Origin of the sequence: Sphaerospermopsis sp. FACHB-1094 (assembly GCF_014696195.1) — a bacterium.
Taxonomy (GTDB): Bacteria; Cyanobacteriota; Cyanobacteriia; order Cyanobacteriales; family Nostocaceae; genus Sphaerospermopsis; species Sphaerospermopsis kisseleviana.
Genome location: NZ_JACJPT010000031.1, coordinates 1 through 17,620 on the forward strand (window position 1 = coordinate 1; position 17,620 = coordinate 17,620).

Annotated in this window: 16 protein-coding genes; 9 read left to right on the top strand and 7 right to left on the bottom strand. The window is 36.0% G+C overall.

Annotation, left to right across the window (positions count from 1 at the left end):
- The 5 genes from H6F47_RS11850 to H6F47_RS11870 all read right to left on the bottom strand — a co-directional run.
- Positions 1-284 (bottom strand): helix-turn-helix domain-containing protein (locus H6F47_RS11850; RefSeq protein ID WP_190649289.1); only part of this gene is annotated, 284 nt, incomplete at its 3' end.
- Positions 285-407: 123 nt separating this feature from the next.
- The gene (locus H6F47_RS11855; RefSeq protein WP_190346126.1) at positions 408-653 is read right to left on the bottom strand and encodes a gamma-glutamylcyclotransferase; all 246 of its coding nucleotides are present in this window, start codon (positions 651-653) and stop codon (positions 408-410) included.
- A 196-nt stretch (positions 654-849) separates the two neighbouring features.
- Positions 850-2,193 (bottom strand): TRAP transporter large permease subunit, encoded by a 1,344-nt coding sequence (locus H6F47_RS11860; protein ID WP_137668339.1) that lies wholly within the window; start codon positions 2,191-2,193, stop codon positions 850-852.
- A gap of 8 nt (positions 2,194-2,201) precedes the next feature.
- Positions 2,202-2,825 (bottom strand): TRAP transporter small permease subunit, encoded by a 624-nt coding sequence (locus H6F47_RS11865; RefSeq protein WP_096571684.1) that lies wholly within the window; start codon positions 2,823-2,825, stop codon positions 2,202-2,204.
- 609 nt (positions 2,826-3,434) lie between these two features.
- Complete coding sequence (locus H6F47_RS11870; protein ID WP_190649291.1) at positions 3,435-4,304, bottom strand: Uma2 family endonuclease; 870 nt, start codon at positions 4,302-4,304, stop codon at positions 3,435-3,437.
- A gap of 168 nt (positions 4,305-4,472) precedes the next feature.
- Here H6F47_RS11870 and H6F47_RS11875 point away from each other — a divergent pair, with 168 nt between their 5' ends.
- From H6F47_RS11875 to dcm, 8 genes are all read left to right on the top strand, one after another.
- Entirely contained in the window at positions 4,473-5,603 is a 1,131-nt protein-coding gene (locus H6F47_RS11875; RefSeq protein ID WP_096571682.1) for a TRAP transporter substrate-binding protein, read from the top strand.
- A gap of 327 nt (positions 5,604-5,930) precedes the next feature.
- Positions 5,931-8,510, top strand: coding sequence for a leucine--tRNA ligase (leuS, locus tag H6F47_RS11880; RefSeq protein ID WP_190649292.1), 2,580 nt, complete (start codon positions 5,931-5,933; stop codon positions 8,508-8,510).
- 106 nt (positions 8,511-8,616) lie between these two features.
- Positions 8,617-9,027: a hypothetical protein gene (locus tag H6F47_RS11885; RefSeq protein WP_190649294.1), complete on the top strand. Its 411-nt coding sequence runs from the start codon at positions 8,617-8,619 to the stop codon at positions 9,025-9,027.
- Positions 9,028-9,236: 209 nt separating this feature from the next.
- Entirely contained in the window at positions 9,237-10,691 is a 1,455-nt protein-coding gene (locus H6F47_RS11890; RefSeq protein ID WP_347239082.1) for an AAA family ATPase, read from the top strand.
- Between the two features lie 17 nt (positions 10,692-10,708).
- Positions 10,709-11,662 carry a hypothetical protein gene (locus tag H6F47_RS11895; protein WP_190649296.1) on the top strand — a complete coding sequence of 318 codons (954 nt, stop codon included), beginning with the start codon at positions 10,709-10,711 and terminating at the stop codon, positions 11,660-11,662.
- 179 nt (positions 11,663-11,841) lie between these two features.
- Positions 11,842-12,144 carry a type II toxin-antitoxin system PrlF family antitoxin gene (locus tag H6F47_RS11900; RefSeq protein WP_137668334.1) on the top strand — a complete coding sequence of 101 codons (303 nt, stop codon included), beginning with the start codon at positions 11,842-11,844 and terminating at the stop codon, positions 12,142-12,144.
- Positions 12,145-12,205: 61 nt separating this feature from the next.
- Entirely contained in the window at positions 12,206-13,039 is an 834-nt protein-coding gene (locus H6F47_RS11905; RefSeq protein WP_137668333.1) for a TdeIII family type II restriction endonuclease, read from the top strand.
- Entirely contained in the window at positions 13,040-14,569 is a 1,530-nt protein-coding gene (gene dcm, locus H6F47_RS11910; protein ID WP_242027383.1) for a DNA (cytosine-5-)-methyltransferase, read from the top strand.
- Between the two features lie 119 nt (positions 14,570-14,688).
- On the opposite strand, the gene H6F47_RS11915 is transcribed toward dcm, so the two are convergent.
- Complete coding sequence (locus tag H6F47_RS11915) at positions 14,689-14,850, bottom strand: hypothetical protein (RefSeq protein WP_190649298.1); 162 nt, start codon at positions 14,848-14,850, stop codon at positions 14,689-14,691.
- Between H6F47_RS11915 and H6F47_RS11920 the strand changes: the two genes are divergently transcribed.
- The gene (locus tag H6F47_RS11920; RefSeq protein ID WP_190649301.1) at positions 14,849-15,055 is read left to right on the top strand and encodes a DUF4114 domain-containing protein; all 207 of its coding nucleotides are present in this window, start codon (positions 14,849-14,851) and stop codon (positions 15,053-15,055) included. The genes H6F47_RS11915 and H6F47_RS11920 overlap by 2 nt on opposite strands.
- Before the next feature lie 255 nt (positions 15,056-15,310).
- Here the strand turns inward: H6F47_RS11920 and tkt are convergent, their stop codons facing one another.
- Entirely contained in the window at positions 15,311-17,323 is a 2,013-nt protein-coding gene (tkt, locus tag H6F47_RS11925; RefSeq protein ID WP_190649303.1) for a transketolase, read from the bottom strand.
- Between the last annotated feature and the right edge of the window lie 297 nt (positions 17,324-17,620).

Here is a 17,620-nt window from a genome sequence, read left to right on the forward strand (position 1 = left end):
TTAAAGGCATCTGACAAATATCTTAATGCGTATTGAGGGGCGCATTTAGACACTTCATAATACCAAGGATGGGTAGATTTAATGGCTGCTACTAACCATTTGTGTAAATCTATGGCTGTGGGAAATTTGATTTTGTCTTCTGGTTGCAGTTTGTTATGTAATAATACCTGTTGACACAGTGCTAACCCTTGATTCCAAGCGTGTCTGGCTACTCCTGCGTGTTGCGCCAGTAGTAGTCGTTGTTGCTTGTTAACTTTGAGTTGGGTTTTGAATCCTAGTAGCATACAGTGATTTTACTGTAATTCTGTCACAAAGCAAAAGATGACAGGAAATTTTCAGTAAATGTGAGTATTTGTTAGTATTTGTTAAGAAAACAGTAACTAGCTACTAACCCTAGTGTAAAGATTTTATGACACTGGTTTTGTGGGCTGGTAATCTTCTAGATCATCCAATGCGGGTAAAATCTGGGAGTCAGCAAAAGACAACAAATAACCGTAAACTTTCTCATCTCCGAGTGTCATCGCCGGATATCCCATTGGTAAAGCATATATTTTACCGAACGCGATCGCTTTTTTTGATGTTAATACTTTATGTTCACACAGGTGATAATTAGCTTGAACTGGTTTTAGAGTACCGTATACAAAAACATTCATTACTGTGGTTGCTTAGTTAGGGCTTGCCGAAAAAGTGATCGTTAGAGGCTAGGGAACAGGAAACAGGGAACAGTTTCCAGAATTGAATTTTTAATCACATTTTTACCCCCTTGTCCACCGTCCTTCCTTGTCTTGCCCTCACGATAAAGTAAAATACCTACCTCTGTTACCCATCCCGCACCCCGCTTCTATTTTTTCAAGTTCCCGTAGTTGCGGAAACATCAATTAACCAGCGAACAGTTTGGGGGAAATTAATCACAATTAACAAAACAATAAACTGTAAAATCATAAAAGGAATTGCACTTTTATGAATATCAAATGTACTCACCTCTTTAGGGGCAACACTTTGTAAATAAAACAAAGAAAATCCTACTGGTGGCGAAATAAAAGCAGTTTGTAAATTAATTGCCATTACCACACCAAACCAGACCATATCAATATCTAAAGCTTGGGCAGCAGGTACAAATAAAGGCATAGCAATAAAGCATATTTCCATAAACTCGAGAAAAACACCCAGAGCGAAAATTGCTAAATTACTAACAATTATAAACCCCCAATATCCTCCTGGTAAACCAGTTAATAATTCAGTAATCAGAGTTTTTCCGCCCAAAGCATCAAACACCAAACTAAACATTGAAGAAGAAAATAAAATCATTACCACTAAAGCAGTAATTACCGCTGTAGAATGAGCCGCATCACGAATTAATTGGGGAGTCAAACGTTTATTAAAAGCTGCGAGGATAGTAGCTCCAACTGCACCTACTGCCCCTGCTTCCGTGGGAGTAGCAACACCAAAGAAAATACTTCCTAATACTGCAAGAATTAAGAAAATAGGGGGAATAACTGCTTTAAAAACTTTTTTAATTAATTGACTACCTTGAGGAATTTCCACATCCGCAGGAATCAAGGGAACTTTTTCTGGATTAAAAACAGCTAATCCTAATATATAAAGAATATAAGAACCAGATAACATTAAACCAGGAATTAATGCCCCTAAAAATAAATCTCCTACAGAAACACCAATTTGATCACTGAGAATTACTAATACCAAACTTGGAGGAATTAACTGGGCTAAAGTACCAGAAGCAACTATCACCCCAGCAGCTAATTTTTTATCATAGCCATAGCGAATCATTACAGGTAAAGATAACATTCCCATAACAATTACCGTAGCTGCTACAACTCCAGTTGTGGCGGCTAAAACAGTTCCTACTAAAACGACTGCTAAGGCTAAACCACCCCTGACACGACTAAAAAGAATGCCAATAGTTTCTAATAATTCTTCCGCTAATCCTGATTTTTCTAATACTGCACCCAGAAACACAAAAAACGGAATAGCTAGTAGAGTAAAATTAGACATTGTTCCAAACCAACTATTGGGTAATAGTAGGAGACGGGCAGGATTAAAAGCCCCTAATGCTGTACCAATGATTCCAAAAACAATGGCTGTACCGGCAAAGGAAAAAGCTACAGGATAGCCACTCATTAAGATAACGAAAAAGCCAACAAACATGAAAATGGATAACCATTGAAAACCCATAATTTTACCTACTCAATATTGATATTTTCTGAAGTTTCTAAACGAATTTTTTCTGCTACTTCTTCATAGCCTAATAGTACGGCTACATATTTAATTGTTTGAGAAATACTTTGTAAAAGCAGAAATAATAAACCTATGGGAACCATTGTTTTAATGGGAGCGCGGGGTAAACCATTAGCATCAGAAGATACTTCCCAATTTCCCCAAGTACCATCACTTAGTCTTCCCCAAGACTGTAAAACTGGGTTAAATGTCACCCAAATACCAATTAAACAAAAGGGAATTAAAAATAAAATTGTTCCTAAAAAATCAACTAAGGCGCGTCTTTTTTCACTCATATTAGTATAGAGAAAATCAACCCGCACATTTTCGCCATGACGTAAAATGTACGCAAAGCCTAGTAAGAAAGTGAGAGAAAATAGATACCATTGTAGCTCTAATAAGGCATTAGAAGATAATTGCACTCCGATGAAGCGCCCTAGATAACGGGCGACAACATTAAAGAAACCAACGCCAATGGTGAGTAAAACTAGCCAATTGGATAACCATCCCAATTTATCAGCACATTTGTCAATAAACTGGGATACTTTTAACAGCTTGCTGATGAAGGTGAATCTTCTTGAGTTACGCATAGAACATAATAAATTCAGGGTAAGAATTGAGAATGCAGGATTAAGTCTCAATAATAACCCAAGTTGCTAGTTATAACTATAAGCATAAGCCTTCTAGATCCCCCTAAATCCCCTTAAAAAGGGGGACTTTGATTAATTTCCCCCTTTCTAAGGGGGGTGACGGGGGATCTAATCGAGAAATAAACCTGAATATTTGTAACTAGCAACTTACGTTAATACTTTAACTGCCCTATGGCTAACGCCACGCTGCGCTATCGGGCGAGGCAGAGGGCAGGAGGCAGAAGGAAAATTTTTGAATTAAGAATAAAGCCTTTTTGACTCGCCCATTTGGGTTTAAGTCCACCGCCATAATCTGGTGATTTGGTGAGCCAGCACTGCAAGAAGGTTTTCTTCTGTAGGTGACTGGCGAACCCGCAAGGGCGGTCTACGATTAGAGGCGGGTTTAAATCCCCCACTAAGACAGCCTCCTGCCTCCTGCCTTTCAACTCCTGCCTCCTTTAAATATTGTTCAAAATTCAGTTATAAAAAATTTTTTACAAGATGATATTTCACAATATTTAATCTATTTATCAGTCCTGTAGGGGTCTAGCACTGCTAAACCCCTACTATTTAATTAATCAATCTTTCCACATCGAAAATATCCAAATTTGTTAACTGTGCTACTTGTTCTACAGACATTCCATTCTGTAATAAATTCATCGCAACTTTTCTTAATTGCAGTTCAGCTTGTTCTGCACGTTGTTTTTCTTGTTCTGCACGTTGTTTTTCTTGTTCTGCACGTTGTTTTTCTTGTTCTGCACGTTGTTTTTCTTGTTCTGCAATTTGTTCTACTTCATCTGCTTTTTGTTTTGCAATTTCTGCGATTTCCTGAGAAGTAGGAAATAACTCACCATCCAAAGTTGCCCAGCGTAACCATGTTGTTTCAACACCTCTATACTTACCTTGCCAACGCACTAAAGCCAAATTTAAGACTTTACTTACCAGTTGCTTTTGATCATTTAATGGTATTTGTTGATATACACCACTATTTAGATCAAAACCTGCAAAATCATCTGGTTTAAAAGGGTCATACCAAAAATATTCAGATACCCGCATTTGATTTTGATAAATCAATTTTTTCGCATTTTTATCATTATTAGCTGTACTTTCTGACAGTAATTCAATTACAACATCTGGCGGTTTTCCCTCTTCCCAAACCACCCAAGATAATCTTTCTGTTTTCGGCACACCTAAAACAGCAAAGAAATCTGGACCGCGAAAATCTTGATTTTTTAATTGTGCTAAACTGTAGTGGACAAACATATTGCCTCCTACATATCCATCAGCCCTTTGATCTAACCAAGGCTGAATCGTATCAATTAAAATATCCATTTGTAATTTATGTCTTTGTGTCTCCATCGGGATACCATCATCACAAGGAAGTTCTGCCTGGGTGGGTGGCAGTTTAATGCTAGGCTTGGCCAAAACAGTTTCTAACATAGCTGTTAAATATTAGTTAGAAATTACTTAATATTTTTATACTAATATGAAATGATGGGAAATTGACAAAATTATCAGAAATAATAAATCTCATCGGAATTTCTGAATTGTTGCATCATTATGATATTGTGGGAATATCTTAATTTTAGGTCAATAGTATTAACTGTTATGAAACGTCGAGCTATTGTTAACAGATTATCTCAAAGTGCGATCGCTGCTACAGGAGTGGCAATAGTTGGTGGTTGTCAAAAAGCCACAAACCCAGCTACAAAAGGACAAGCAGACACTAGCAACCTACCCACCATTAGATGGCAAATGGCCACCAGTTGGCCAGTATCCTTAGAAACAATTTTTGGCGGAGCGCAGGTTTTGGCAGAACGGGTCAAAGCCCTAACCAATGGTAAATTTATCATCGAACCCCGTGCAGCAGGAGAAATAGCCCCTGGTTTAGAAGTTCTGAATGTGGTTTCTCAAGGTGCAGTCCAAGCAGGACACACAGCAGCTTATTACTACATTGGGAAAAGTCAGGCTTTAGCTTTTGGAACATCCGTACCATTTGGATTGAATGCCCAACAGCAAAACGCTTGGTTATATGAAGGAGGCGGTTTAGCCAAACTTCAGGAAATTTACGCCCGTAAATTTAATGTGATTCAATTTCCTGCGGGAAATACGGGTACACAGATGGGGGGATGGTTTCGCAAGGAAGTGAAAACACTGAATGACCTCAAGGGACTAAAAATGCGTATTCCCGGTTTAGGCGGACAAGTCATGTCCAAACTAGGGGTAACAGTACAGACACTTCCAGGGGGAGAGATATTCCAAGCTTTACAAACCGGCGCTATTGATGCTGCTGAGTGGGTAGGACCCTACGACGATGAGAAATTAGGCTTAAATAAAGTTGCTAAATATTACTATTATCCTGGTTGGTGGGAACCGGGTCCAACCTTAGAAGTACAAATTAATTTAGATGAGTGGAAAAAGCTACCTCCTCAATATCAAGCAGCTTTAGAAACAGCCGCCTATCAATCAAATACCACAATGTTAGCCCGTTATGATGCACGTAATAGTGAAGCTTTAGATAAACTATTAAAAGCAGGGGTACAAGTGCGTGCTTACAGTCAGGAAATATTAGAAGCAGCGGAAAAAGAATCTTTTGCTTTGTATGATGAGTTTGCGGCGAAGGATGCAGATTTTAAAGCGGTTTATGAAATTTGGAAACCCTTTAGAGATGGTATATATGCGTGGAATAATCTGAATGAGGGTAGTTTAACTCGTTATGCCTATGGGAAATTGAAGTAGGTGACAGGTGACAGTTTCAGCTATCAAATCATTTACAAGCACAGGTAGATGAGGGATTAAGAAAATTTTTATACATTTAGCACTTCAGCCAAAAAGTCACTATGCTGTAGTATAAAAATAATTGCTGTAGTGTAAAGTTCATTTTGTCTGTAAAGAAAGACATTCACAGCCGATAGATCAGACCAGAGATGTATGATCGTGTTTTGGAGAAGGAAGACTTAATCAAAAGTCTAGAACAACTATAACTACTGCATAAATTAGCCGGACTTGATATCTAGGATTATGCCACAATAGCGAAACTAGGAAAAATATTAGGAGTTTTTAATTGTGGAGTCCACCCCAAAAGCATCATACACCCCGGCCGCAATTGAAGAAAAATGGCAGCAAACATGGTTAGAATTGGGATTAGATAAAACCAATCAAGACCCAAACAAACCTAAATTTTACGCGCTTTCCATGTTTCCCTACCCATCTGGTAGCTTACACATGGGTCACGTCCGTAACTACACCATTACAGATGTAATCGCCCGCCTCAAAAAAATGCAAGGGTATAGAGTATTACATCCTATGGGTTGGGATGCCTTTGGATTACCCGCAGAAAACGCCGCCATTGATAGAGGTGTACCTCCTGCCCAATGGACATATAAAAATATAGACCAGATGAAACAGCAATTAAAGCGTCTGGGTTTATCCTTAGATTGGGATGCAGAATTGGCTACCTGTTCCCCCGATTATTATAAGTGGACACAGTGGATTTTTCTGCAATTTTTAGAAGCAGGTTTAGCTTATCAAAAAGAAGCGGCTGTAAATTGGGACCCCATTGATCAAACGGTATTAGCAAACGAGCAAGTAGACAGTGAAGGACGTTCTTGGCGTAGCGGAGCAATTGTAGAACGTAAATTATTGCGGCAGTGGTTTTTAAAGATTACCGATTATGCCGAAGAATTATTAAATGATTTGGATAAATTACCTGGTTGGCCAGAACGAGTTAAAGTAATGCAAGCTAACTGGATCGGAAAATCCACTGGTGCATATTTAGAATTTCCCATAGTCGGTTTAGATGAAAAAATCGCTGTTTATACTACCCGTCCCGACACCGTTTATGGCGTTAGCTACGTCGTATTAGCTCCAGAACACCCTTTAACTCAACTTGTCACCACTTCAGACCAAAAAACAGCGGTAGAAGCTTTTATTAAAGAAGTAAGCAACCAAAGCGAATTAGAAAGAACCGCAGAAGACAAACCAAAACGGGGTATTCCTACCGGGGGGAAAGCTATCAACCCCTTCACTGGGGAAGAAGTACCGATTTGGATTGCAGATTATGTACTCTATGAATATGGTACAGGTGCGGTGATGGGAGTACCCGCCCATGATGTGCGAGATTTCAAATTTGCCCAAGAGCAGAATTTAGCAATTAAAGTGGTAATTGTTCCCGAAATTAGAGCAGATGAAAATATAAAATCAGCTTACACAGAACCGGGAATTTTAATTAACTCTGGTGACTTTAATGGCATTAATTCTGTAGATGGAAAAAAAGCCATTACTGAATATGCAGAAAAACAAGGTTTTGGTAAAGAAAGAGTACAATATCGCTTGCGAGATTGGTTAATTTCTCGTCAACGTTATTGGGGCGCACCTATCCCTGTTATTCATTGTCCTAATTGTGGAATTGTACCCGTACCAGAAAAAGATTTACCTGTACAATTGCCAGAAGAAATTGAATTAAGTGGCCGTGGTGGTTCACCTTTAGCACATTTAGAAAGTTGGGTAAATGTTCCTTGTCCAAGTTGCGGTACTCCAGCAAAAAGAGAAACCGACACAATGGATACTTTTATTGATTCTTCTTGGTATTTCTTGCGGTTTACTGATGCCACAAATGCAGAAAAAATTTTTGATGGTGGTAGAGTAAATGATTGGATGCCAGTTGATCAATATGTGGGCGGTATTGAACACGCGATTTTACATTTGTTGTATTCTCGTTTCTTTACCAAAGTATTAAGAGATAGAGGTTTGTTGAATTTTGATGAACCATTTCAAAAGTTATTAACTCAGGGAATGGTACAGGGTTTAACATACATGAACCCGAAAAAAAGCGGTAAAGATAAATGGATTCCTTCAAATTTAGTTAATGCTAATAATCCTGTAGATCCGCAAACTGGAGAACCTTTAGAAAAGGTTTATGCTACCATGTCTAAATCTAAAGGAAATGGTGTAGCACCGGAAGATGTGATTAATAAATATGGCATTGATACAGCGCGGATGTTCATTTTATTTAAAGCACCTCCAGAAAAAGATTTAGAATGGGATGAAGCTGATGTTGAGGGACAATTTAGATTTTTAAACCGTGTTTGGCGGTTGGTTACAGATTACGCTGCGGCGGGAGTTTGTAAGAAACAAGCTGATTTGGAGAAGTTAAGTAAAGAGGAAAAAGATTTAAGGAGAGCGATTCATTTAGCGATTCAAGCAATTACGGAAGATGTGGAGGAAGAATATCAATTCAATACTGCTATTTCGGAATTGATGAAGTTAAGTAATGCGTTGACTGATGCTAAGTGTAATAATTCGCCAATTTATGCGGAAGGGATTCTAACTTTGGTGATTATGTTAGCACCTTTTGCACCCCATATTGCTGATGAATTATGGCATTTGTTGGGGAATAAGGGGACGGTACATATTGAAAATTGGCCGAGTTTTGATCCTGCTGCTTTGATAGCTGATGAGATTACTTTAGTAATTCAAATTATGGGTAAAACTCGCGGTGCTATTCAAGTTCCTTCGCAGTTAGATAAGGTTGAGTTGGAGAAGTATGCGCGGGAGTCTGAGGTGGCGAAGCGTTATATTGAAGGGAAGGAAATTAAGAAGGCGATCGTTGTTCCTGGTAAGTTGGTGAATTTCGTTTTGGGTTAGGTTTTTTGTAGGTTGGGTTGATTTCAAAAAACCTAACCTACATATTGATAAACTACTGCAATCCTCTATCATATTATTGTCAACTACAAACATGACATTTACAACCATGAATTTTACAAACATTGAAATAGTTGGTGAATTTCCTTTTGCTACTAGACAACCAAGTAAAAGTGAACTCCAAGAAATTTTGGCTGCTCTAAATAACAGTAATTTCTCTATAAGAAGAGAACTAACTGCTGACAACAATCTATATAAAGCTCCTCATGATTTGAAGTGGGATGATGCTTGCCATGCGACAGCAAGGAAATTTTCGGTTGTAAATAAAAATTTGGTAGTAATTTCAGGCTACCTTATTAAATTTGCAGGGGATAAAGCTAAATTAATATCACATTCAGTTGTCAAGGATACTGAAACTAATATTATTTGGGAATTAATGACCCCTTTATATCCCATAGATGAATATCAATTTATAGAACATTCTCCTGAAATTCAAGATCACGACTTAGTAGCTTGGTGATAAAATTAACTTTTTTCAATAATTTAATTTGTAGATTAGGTCAAATGAAATGCAACCCAACACATTTATTATTGGCTGATGTTGGGTTTCCTTATGTCAACCCAACTTACGGAGTTATTAAACCACGAAGACACGAAGGACACGAAGGAAGAAAGAAGAAGATAAGTAATTTTAGACTGGGAAGATAGTATAATAGGTATAATAAATTTGTGACGTTAAAGCAATATATTAATTTATTTATGCACATACAAAGAATCCAAATACCTGATTTTCGGGCTTTGAAAAATGTAGATATTACTTTTGAAAAGGAATTTACTCCGCGTATTTTTCCTCTTGGTAGTCAAAATGGAGGAGGTAAAAGTACATTGTTACAGTTGATTTTTGTTCTTTTGCACTGTGCTGGTAATCCTGATAGAGTCGAGTTTATTCAAAATTTACTTTATGGTTTTCAGGTTAATGATGAGTCTGGGAAAAGGACTTTAGCTATCATTGATATTTGGGATGGTAGTAAGACGGTAAAAATAGAATTTTTTATAGGTAATGGAAAATATGTTTTGGAAGATGTTATGGATTATGTAAATACAAAATTTACTACTCTAGAAGATTTAGAATCTGGGATTATTAATGACAAGGAAAATTTTATAGTTTGCAATTTTCATAAAGAAAATTTTATACATGAAAATATATTACCTTTAGAGCAAGAAATAAGAACTAAAAAAATGGGCTTATTAAATTTAAAACGTAAAGTTACAAAGAATGGGGCTGAAAAATCATTAGCTCCAGAAGAATTATTATTAGAAAAGACAATCAATGCAGAAATACAAGAAATACAAATAGAAATTAACAACGTAAAAGCATTATTGCAAGAATATCGTAATTTACTAAACGAAATTTTAAGAAACAATAATGTTGTATATATATGTGATATTTATAATGAGATTAATCATGTGGAAGAAAAATTAATGTGTGTTTTTGATGGCATTAATGATATAAATGAAGCAGATGAGTTTTTTAAAAACATTTCAGACAAAATATTTCTAACTGCTCATATTTCACAAATATTCCTATTTCTACAACCAGACAACAGAAAATCTCTATTTAAAAAACAGGAAAATAATCAAACAAACTATTACCAACAAATTAAAACAGCTAATTCTAAATTACCTGGCTTTTTTACTTATGATTTTCTAGCAATAGATATTTTGATTGAAGCATTCAAAAAAGCACGGGATGAAGATTTTAAACAAGCTGTAGAACAAGAGGGAAATTATGGTAATAATTATGTAAAACTATTAGCTGAACTGAATAATCTTTTAACCAATAAAAAAATTAACGTACAACCAGATTTATCTGGAATTAATTTTAAAATTGATGGTGATGATACAGAACTTTATCCAGAAGATTTAAGTCATGGAGAATTAAAAAGATTATGTATTTATATGTGGTTAAAGTATAATAATATCAAAGATGCAATTGTTCTGATGGATGAATTAGAAATATCATTTCATCCAGATTGGCAATATCAAATAGTAAGAGATTTAGAAGAATGGGGTGCGACTAATCAATATATTTTAGCTACCCATTCCTATGAAATTTGTCAAGCAGTTACACCTGCTCATATTAAAGAATTAGAACCAAAATTACCATCAAAAACAATTCAATAATTAATGTAAAACAAAATATGAGTTTAAATGAAACTGAACTAAAAGAACATTGTTTAAATATTATTAAATCTGCAAGAATTAGAAATAGAATAGTAATTCTTTGTGAAGGTGTTATTTCCCAAGTACAAGGGAGACGTTCACCGCAATTATACAAGCAAATGGAACAGATGCCAGATGCTAATTTTTATAATGCTTGTGTACCTACATGGTGGAAAGAATATAGACCGCAATTTTTTAATTGTGGTGATAGAAATGATGTATTAAATACATATTTTAAAATTTTAGATTTGCATAATGCTGATAGCAGTCAATCATTTTTAAATCCTGACCTACTTTTTGCCATTGTAGATTTAGATGTTCAATTTGCTGAAATTGAGGAAGATTACAGTTTTAAAAATACAGAAGATATTTTTTATAGTCTTTATCAGCAAGGAAATATCAATGAATCTAACACAGACCATCATCGTATTTGGGTAACTGGTTTAATTCATAAAGAGGCTTATTTTTTATCACCTGGTATTCAGGAAGTTTTTGATAATCATTATGTTAGTTATCCTTTATATAAAGAAAATTTGGTGAATTTAGAAAATATTTATTTAGATATGGTTAATGATATGACTGATGATAAAGATTTACAAATTCATTGGTCAAGGGTAATTCAAAGAATTAGTTATCTTCCTAATTTGGATGGTGTGGAAATAGATAAATTTCAATATTCATGGAATCAAGAGTATTGTAATTATCAAAGTTCAGATGATAAAAATAAATTAATCAATGCTTTATTAATGTTGGTGAAATCTAAGGAATATTGGAAGCAAATTTTACCTGATAATAATTGGCCTCATTCAGAACATAAGTTTAGAGAACAGTTATCTTTAGAAATTGGTAAATTTTATTCAAAGCTAGATGGAAGTGTGGAAAATCATATTCCTTGTTTCTTTAAGACGTTATATAAACTAATTGAGAAATAAGCTTTTTTTGTAGGTTGGGTTAAATGAAATGCAACCCAACAGATTTATTATTATTAGTTGATGTTGGGTTTCCTTACGTCAACCCAACCTACATAATTAATTCCCAGTCTTTAAAAAATATGGTATCATTAAGAATATATGTATCAATATCATTACCTCAACACAAACGAATTAGAATCATGAAACTGAGGGTTCGCAAAAATATACGCGCTTCTCGCACTGGTGTAAATCGTTCCAGTAAGTACATAATTATTCATCAGAAAAAAGGAGAAACACCAGGAATGAATAGAATATTGTCACCAACTATGGCAAAGCATTATTTTGTCAAGGCGTTTTTAAATTTCCTTGCTAGAGATATCAAAAAAAATCCCAGTAATATTGAACCACTTACAGAAGAAATATATCATCGTGCATCTATGCTTACAGAAGGAATGGAAACTGATCTGGATGAAGAATTACCAGAGGATTTCATGTTTGTATGAAGGTTAATGGGTGGACGTTAAAAATTCATCCTTGAAAAATAGAAAAGTATAAAATATTGCCATGAATAAACAGGAAAGAATTTCAAAAGCCATAAAAGATGTCATATCTGAAATGATGGAACGAGTAATGGAGCGTGTTTTAATTACCGATCCTTTTATTAAAGAAAATCACCGTTCAAGTAAACCTATGTATGCAGCCTTAGTACCTGATGAAATTTTTAAAGGTTCACATTTTGAAAGAAGATTTGTCACTCCATTTGGTAGTGTATGGGAAAAACTTGCACAAGTAGTTGCTTTAGAAGCTCATGGTAATTGTCAAATGGGACATACAATCAACGGAACAATTGGACAAGAAAGTTTAAGAAGGATTCAAGAAATTTTAAATAAATTAGAACATAGTAAAGGTAAGGAAAAAATAAAACCTAATTGGGAACAAGAATTAAAATATATTAAGGCAGGAGGTGGACAACTTATTCCTGTAAGTGTTGTGTGTGATATTTTTATAGAAAACAAAGAACATGGAACAAGGTATGCTTTTGAATTAAAAGCTCCATTACCAAATAGTGATCAAACAAAAGTAAGTAAAGAAAAATTATTTAAGCTTTTAGCAATGAATCCAACAGTTGTTGATTATGCCTACTATGCTTTGCCATATAATCCTTACGGTAAAAAAGAAGATTATAAATGGACTTTTCCTATGAGATGGTTCAATATGTATGAAGATGAATCAGTGTTAATAGGGGATGAATTTTGGGAACTGATTGGAGGAGAAGGTACTTATAGTAATTTCATTAAAGAAATTAATGTATTAGGTAAGGATTACAAAGAAAGAATTTATAAAGAATTTTTAGGAATTGAACCTCCTCAAGATTTTGAAGAAGGATTTTTAAAATAATTGATTGAGAATAAGAGACATAAAATGCAGAAGATAAGATTTACTTTTATTGACCTGTTTGCGGGAATTGGTGGATTTAAAATGGCATTAAGTAACAATGGTGGTCATTGTTTAGGATTTAGCGAAATAAATCAAGATGCCATAAATACATATTGTGATAACTTTCAAATTGAATCTAGTTATAACTTAGGAGATATTACCAAAATTAAAGAATTACCACCCCATGATTTATTAACTGCTGGAGTTCCTTGTCAAAGTTGGTCAATTGCAGGTAAAAATCTAGGTTTTGATGATGATAGAGGACAATTATGGAACGATACAATTTATTTACTACAACAATCACAACCCAAAGCATTTATCTTTGAAAATGTCAAAGGATTAGTTGATCCTCGGAATCAAAAATCCTTAGCATACATCCTAGAAAGAATAGCAAAAGCAGGATATTATGCTAAATATTTTGTTATTAACTCCTTTGATTATGGTGTACCACAAAATAGAATCCGTGTATATATAATTGGATTTCATAAACAAGAGTATTTAGAAAAGTTCGCTTTACCAAAACCAACAGATAAAAAACGCACACTTGGCGATATATTAGGTATTACATCAGAGAAAAAAATAGATAACCAGGTTATTGAGAGAGATATATTTGGTAATATTATTTCCTCTAAAAGTATGAGTCTTTCACATACCAACGGATTTAATGATTACTTTTTATTTAATGACCTGAGAAATGGTCATACCACAATACACTCATGGGATATTATTGAAACTACTGAAAGACAGAAAAATATTTGTTTATTACTACTTAAAAACAGACGCAAAAGTAATTACGGACAATTAGACGGAAACCCATTATCATTAGCACATTTTCAAAGTCTAGATTCATCAATTACACAACCAGAAATTGATGAACTGGTAACATTAGAAATTTTCAAATCAGAAGAATATCGTTTTATGATCAAACAGTCTAATATTAAAGATAATATTAAGAATTTGACTCAAGCTGAAGAAATACTGCTTTCATTTACCAATAATGGAGAAATAATAATTGATACTTTAAAAGTACAAAAAGTGTTTAAATTAGAAAAAATATCAATCCAAAAAACAATTGATTCTCTCAAACAAAAGCATATTATTGAGTGTGTGGAAATTCGCTATGATTTTAAAAATACGAAAATAAGTACAGGATTATTTGGTGTTAGTCGTATTTTTTTGCCAACTTCTGATATTTTCCCAACTTTAGTGGCAAGTGATACAAATGATTTTATCACCTTAAAAACAATTGTAGCTATAAATCATCATGATTTTAAAAACAAATTCATCAAAGAAGTTTATGAACCAAGAGAATTTAGAAAAATTACTAAAAGCGAAGCCTGTTTAATACAGGGATTTCCCCATGATTTTAAATTACCAGAGTCCCGAGCAAGATGGATGAAACTAATTGGAAATAGTGTTTCAGTCCCCGTCATTGATAAATTGTGCAAAGCTATTATTGATACTGGTGTTTTTAATAATAGTAATTTGTAGGTTGGGTTAAATCAAATGCAACCCAACAGATTTATTATTATTAGTTGATGTAAACCTGTTCTGCAAGTAGTTGATATTTCAGATCCACAGCATCTTACACAAATTAATCAACAAATTAATCAAATTGATCTTTCTAGTTTAGGCGCAGGAATCCAAAGTGTAGCGGTTAGACCAGGAACAGGAACAGCAAATAGCATTGTTGCTGTCGCTATCTCTGGGGATAACCAAGGTAAATTTACAGATAGCGCCATCATTGCCACTGGTTCAATCTTAGCTCCCATGATAGTTGTCAATGGTACTTTATCCCAATTACTTGATAATAATACTGACAATGATCCGCAAGTTTATTTCCCTTATTTGGGATTAAATAACGGAGTAGATCACATTCGTTTGTTAGGAAATAACATCTTTGGTTTTAAAGATTTACCTGATGGTGGAGATTTCGATTACAATGATGTGATTATTAGAATCAGTTTCTCTACATGATGCGATCGCATGATTGATATAACCGTTTGAAAATGAATAACCGTCTGGGAATGAATTCCCAGTCTCATAACAAAAGTCGGCTGAAGCCGACTATTTTTTTGGTAATTTTGGCAATAATGAATATGAAAACGTTGAATCAAGAATCTGCGCTCCTTTAGAACGCAGAGTGTCAATTCGTATTGCAAATCACAAAAACAAAAAAGGTAGGATTTTCACCCCACCTTCAAACTATTTAGAGAAATATTCTGTTGTTAATTAACCTAACAATGCCTTAGCTTTAGCTAAAACATTATCAACGGTAAAGCCAAATTTCTCCATACAAGTACCACCAGGAGCAGAAGCACCAAAGCTATCAATACTGACGGTATCGCCTTCAGTACCAACATATTTATGCCAGCCAAAACTGCAACCAGCTTCTACCGCTAAACGCTTGGTAACAGATTTTGGTAGTACAGATTCTTTGTAAGCTGCATCTTGAGCATCAAATAAGTCTGTAGAAGGCATAGAAACAACGCGGACTTTCTTACCTTCGGCGGTGAGTTTCTCAGCAGCAGTTACACAGAGGCTAACTTCTGAACCAGTACCAATTAAAATGATGTCTGGTGTACCAGCACAATCTACAATGGTGTATGCACCTTTAGCCACACCATCAACAGATGTACCACCTAAGTTGGGGACGTTCTGACGGGTGAAAGCTAAGAGAGTGGAAGCATTTTCTTTAGACTTTTGGATCGCTACTTTGTAAGCACCAGAAGTTTCATTTCCATCTGCGGGACGAATTACTGTTAAATCAGGAATAGCACGCAGAGAAGCTAAAGTTTCAATGGGTTGGTGAGTAGGACCGTCTTCACCTTGGCCGATGGAGTCGTGAGTCATTACCCAAATTGAACCAGCTTCAGAGAGCGCAGCTAAACGAATAGCAGCCCGCATATAGTCTGTGAAAATTAAGAAGGTTGCACCGTAGGGCATTAAACCGGAGCGATGTAAGGCTATACCGTTACAGATCGCGCCCATTGCGTGTTCCCGTACACCAAAGTGAATGTTACGGTTTTGGAATTGTCCTTTTTGGAAGTCTCCAGCACCTTTGAGTTCGGTGAGGTTGGAGTGGGTTAAGTCAGCAGAACCACCAATTAATTCAGGTAAAACAACCCCTAGTTTGTTGAGACAGATTTCTGAGTGTTTGCGGGTGGGTTGTGCTTTGTCTTCGGCGGTATAGGTGGGAAGAACTTGATCCCAACCTTCTGGTAATTCACCACTGAGGAAACGTTCAAATTCTGCCGCTTCTTGGGGATATTTAGCTTTGTATTCAGTTAAGGTTTTTTTCCAGTCTGCTTCGTAAGCAGCACCGCGTTCTACTGCTTTGCGGGTGTGATCAAGAACGTCTTGAGGAATTTCAAAGGGTGCATAATCCCAACCTAAGTTTTTCCGGGTTAATGCTGTTTCATCTGCACCTAAAGCAGCACCGTGAATACCTGCAGTATTTGCTTTGTTGGGAGAACCATAACCAATGGTGGTTGTCACCTTGATCATGGTGGGTTTGTCGGTGACAGCTTTTGCTGTTTCGATCGCTTTGGCAATTCCTTCTAAATCGGTGTTACCATCTTTAACGTGAAGTACGTGCCAACCGTAGGCTTCAAATCTCTTAGAAACATCCTCTGTAAAAGCTACATCGGTAGAACCATCAATAGAGATGTGGTTATCATCGTACAGGGCGATTAATTTACCTAATCCCCAGTGTCCAGCGATAGAAGCAGCTTCACCAGAAATACCTTCCATGTTGCAACCATCACCCAGAATTACATAGGTGTAATGGTCTACAATTGTCGCACCGGGTTTGTTAAACTTAGCTGCTAGATGTGCTTCTGCTAAAGCTAAACCAACTGCGTTAGCAATACCTTGACCCAAGGGACCAGTAGTTACTTCCACACCATCTGTCACAAAGTTTTCTGGGTGGCCTGGGGTCTTAGACCCCCATTGACGAAATTGCTTGATGTCATCTATGGTAACGCTATCGTAGCCCATCAGATACAGCAAGGCATACTGCAACATTGAGCCATGACCAGCAGAGAGAACAAAGCGATCGCGGTTAAACCATTTAGGATTTTTGGGGTTATACCGCATGAAGGAGTTCCACAGGACAAACGCCATAGGAGCAGCGCCCATAGGTAGTCCAGGGTGTCCCGACTTGGATTTTTCTATGGCATCAACAGCCAAAAAACGGATTGAGTTAATACAAAGTTCTTCGATGGATTTGGTTGCAACAGCCATAATTTTTTATTGTTAACGACGGGTTAGGACTCTTTGTAGCTTTCTGTTTTTGGGTTCATTATCAAGTGATCCCACAATTTACATCATCCCATTCCTACTAGCATAAGGACAAGCGGGATCTTCTGAGTTTTAGGTGATGAATAGAGCTAATAATTTGGTCATGCCAAACCCTTGGTTTAGCTGGGAATGATATATATAATATGTTCCACAGGGTCACTTCAGGAGGCAGGAGGCAGAGGAGCAGGGAGCAGGGAGCAGGGGAACAGGGGGAAATTATTTGTATTTTCCCAGTCACCA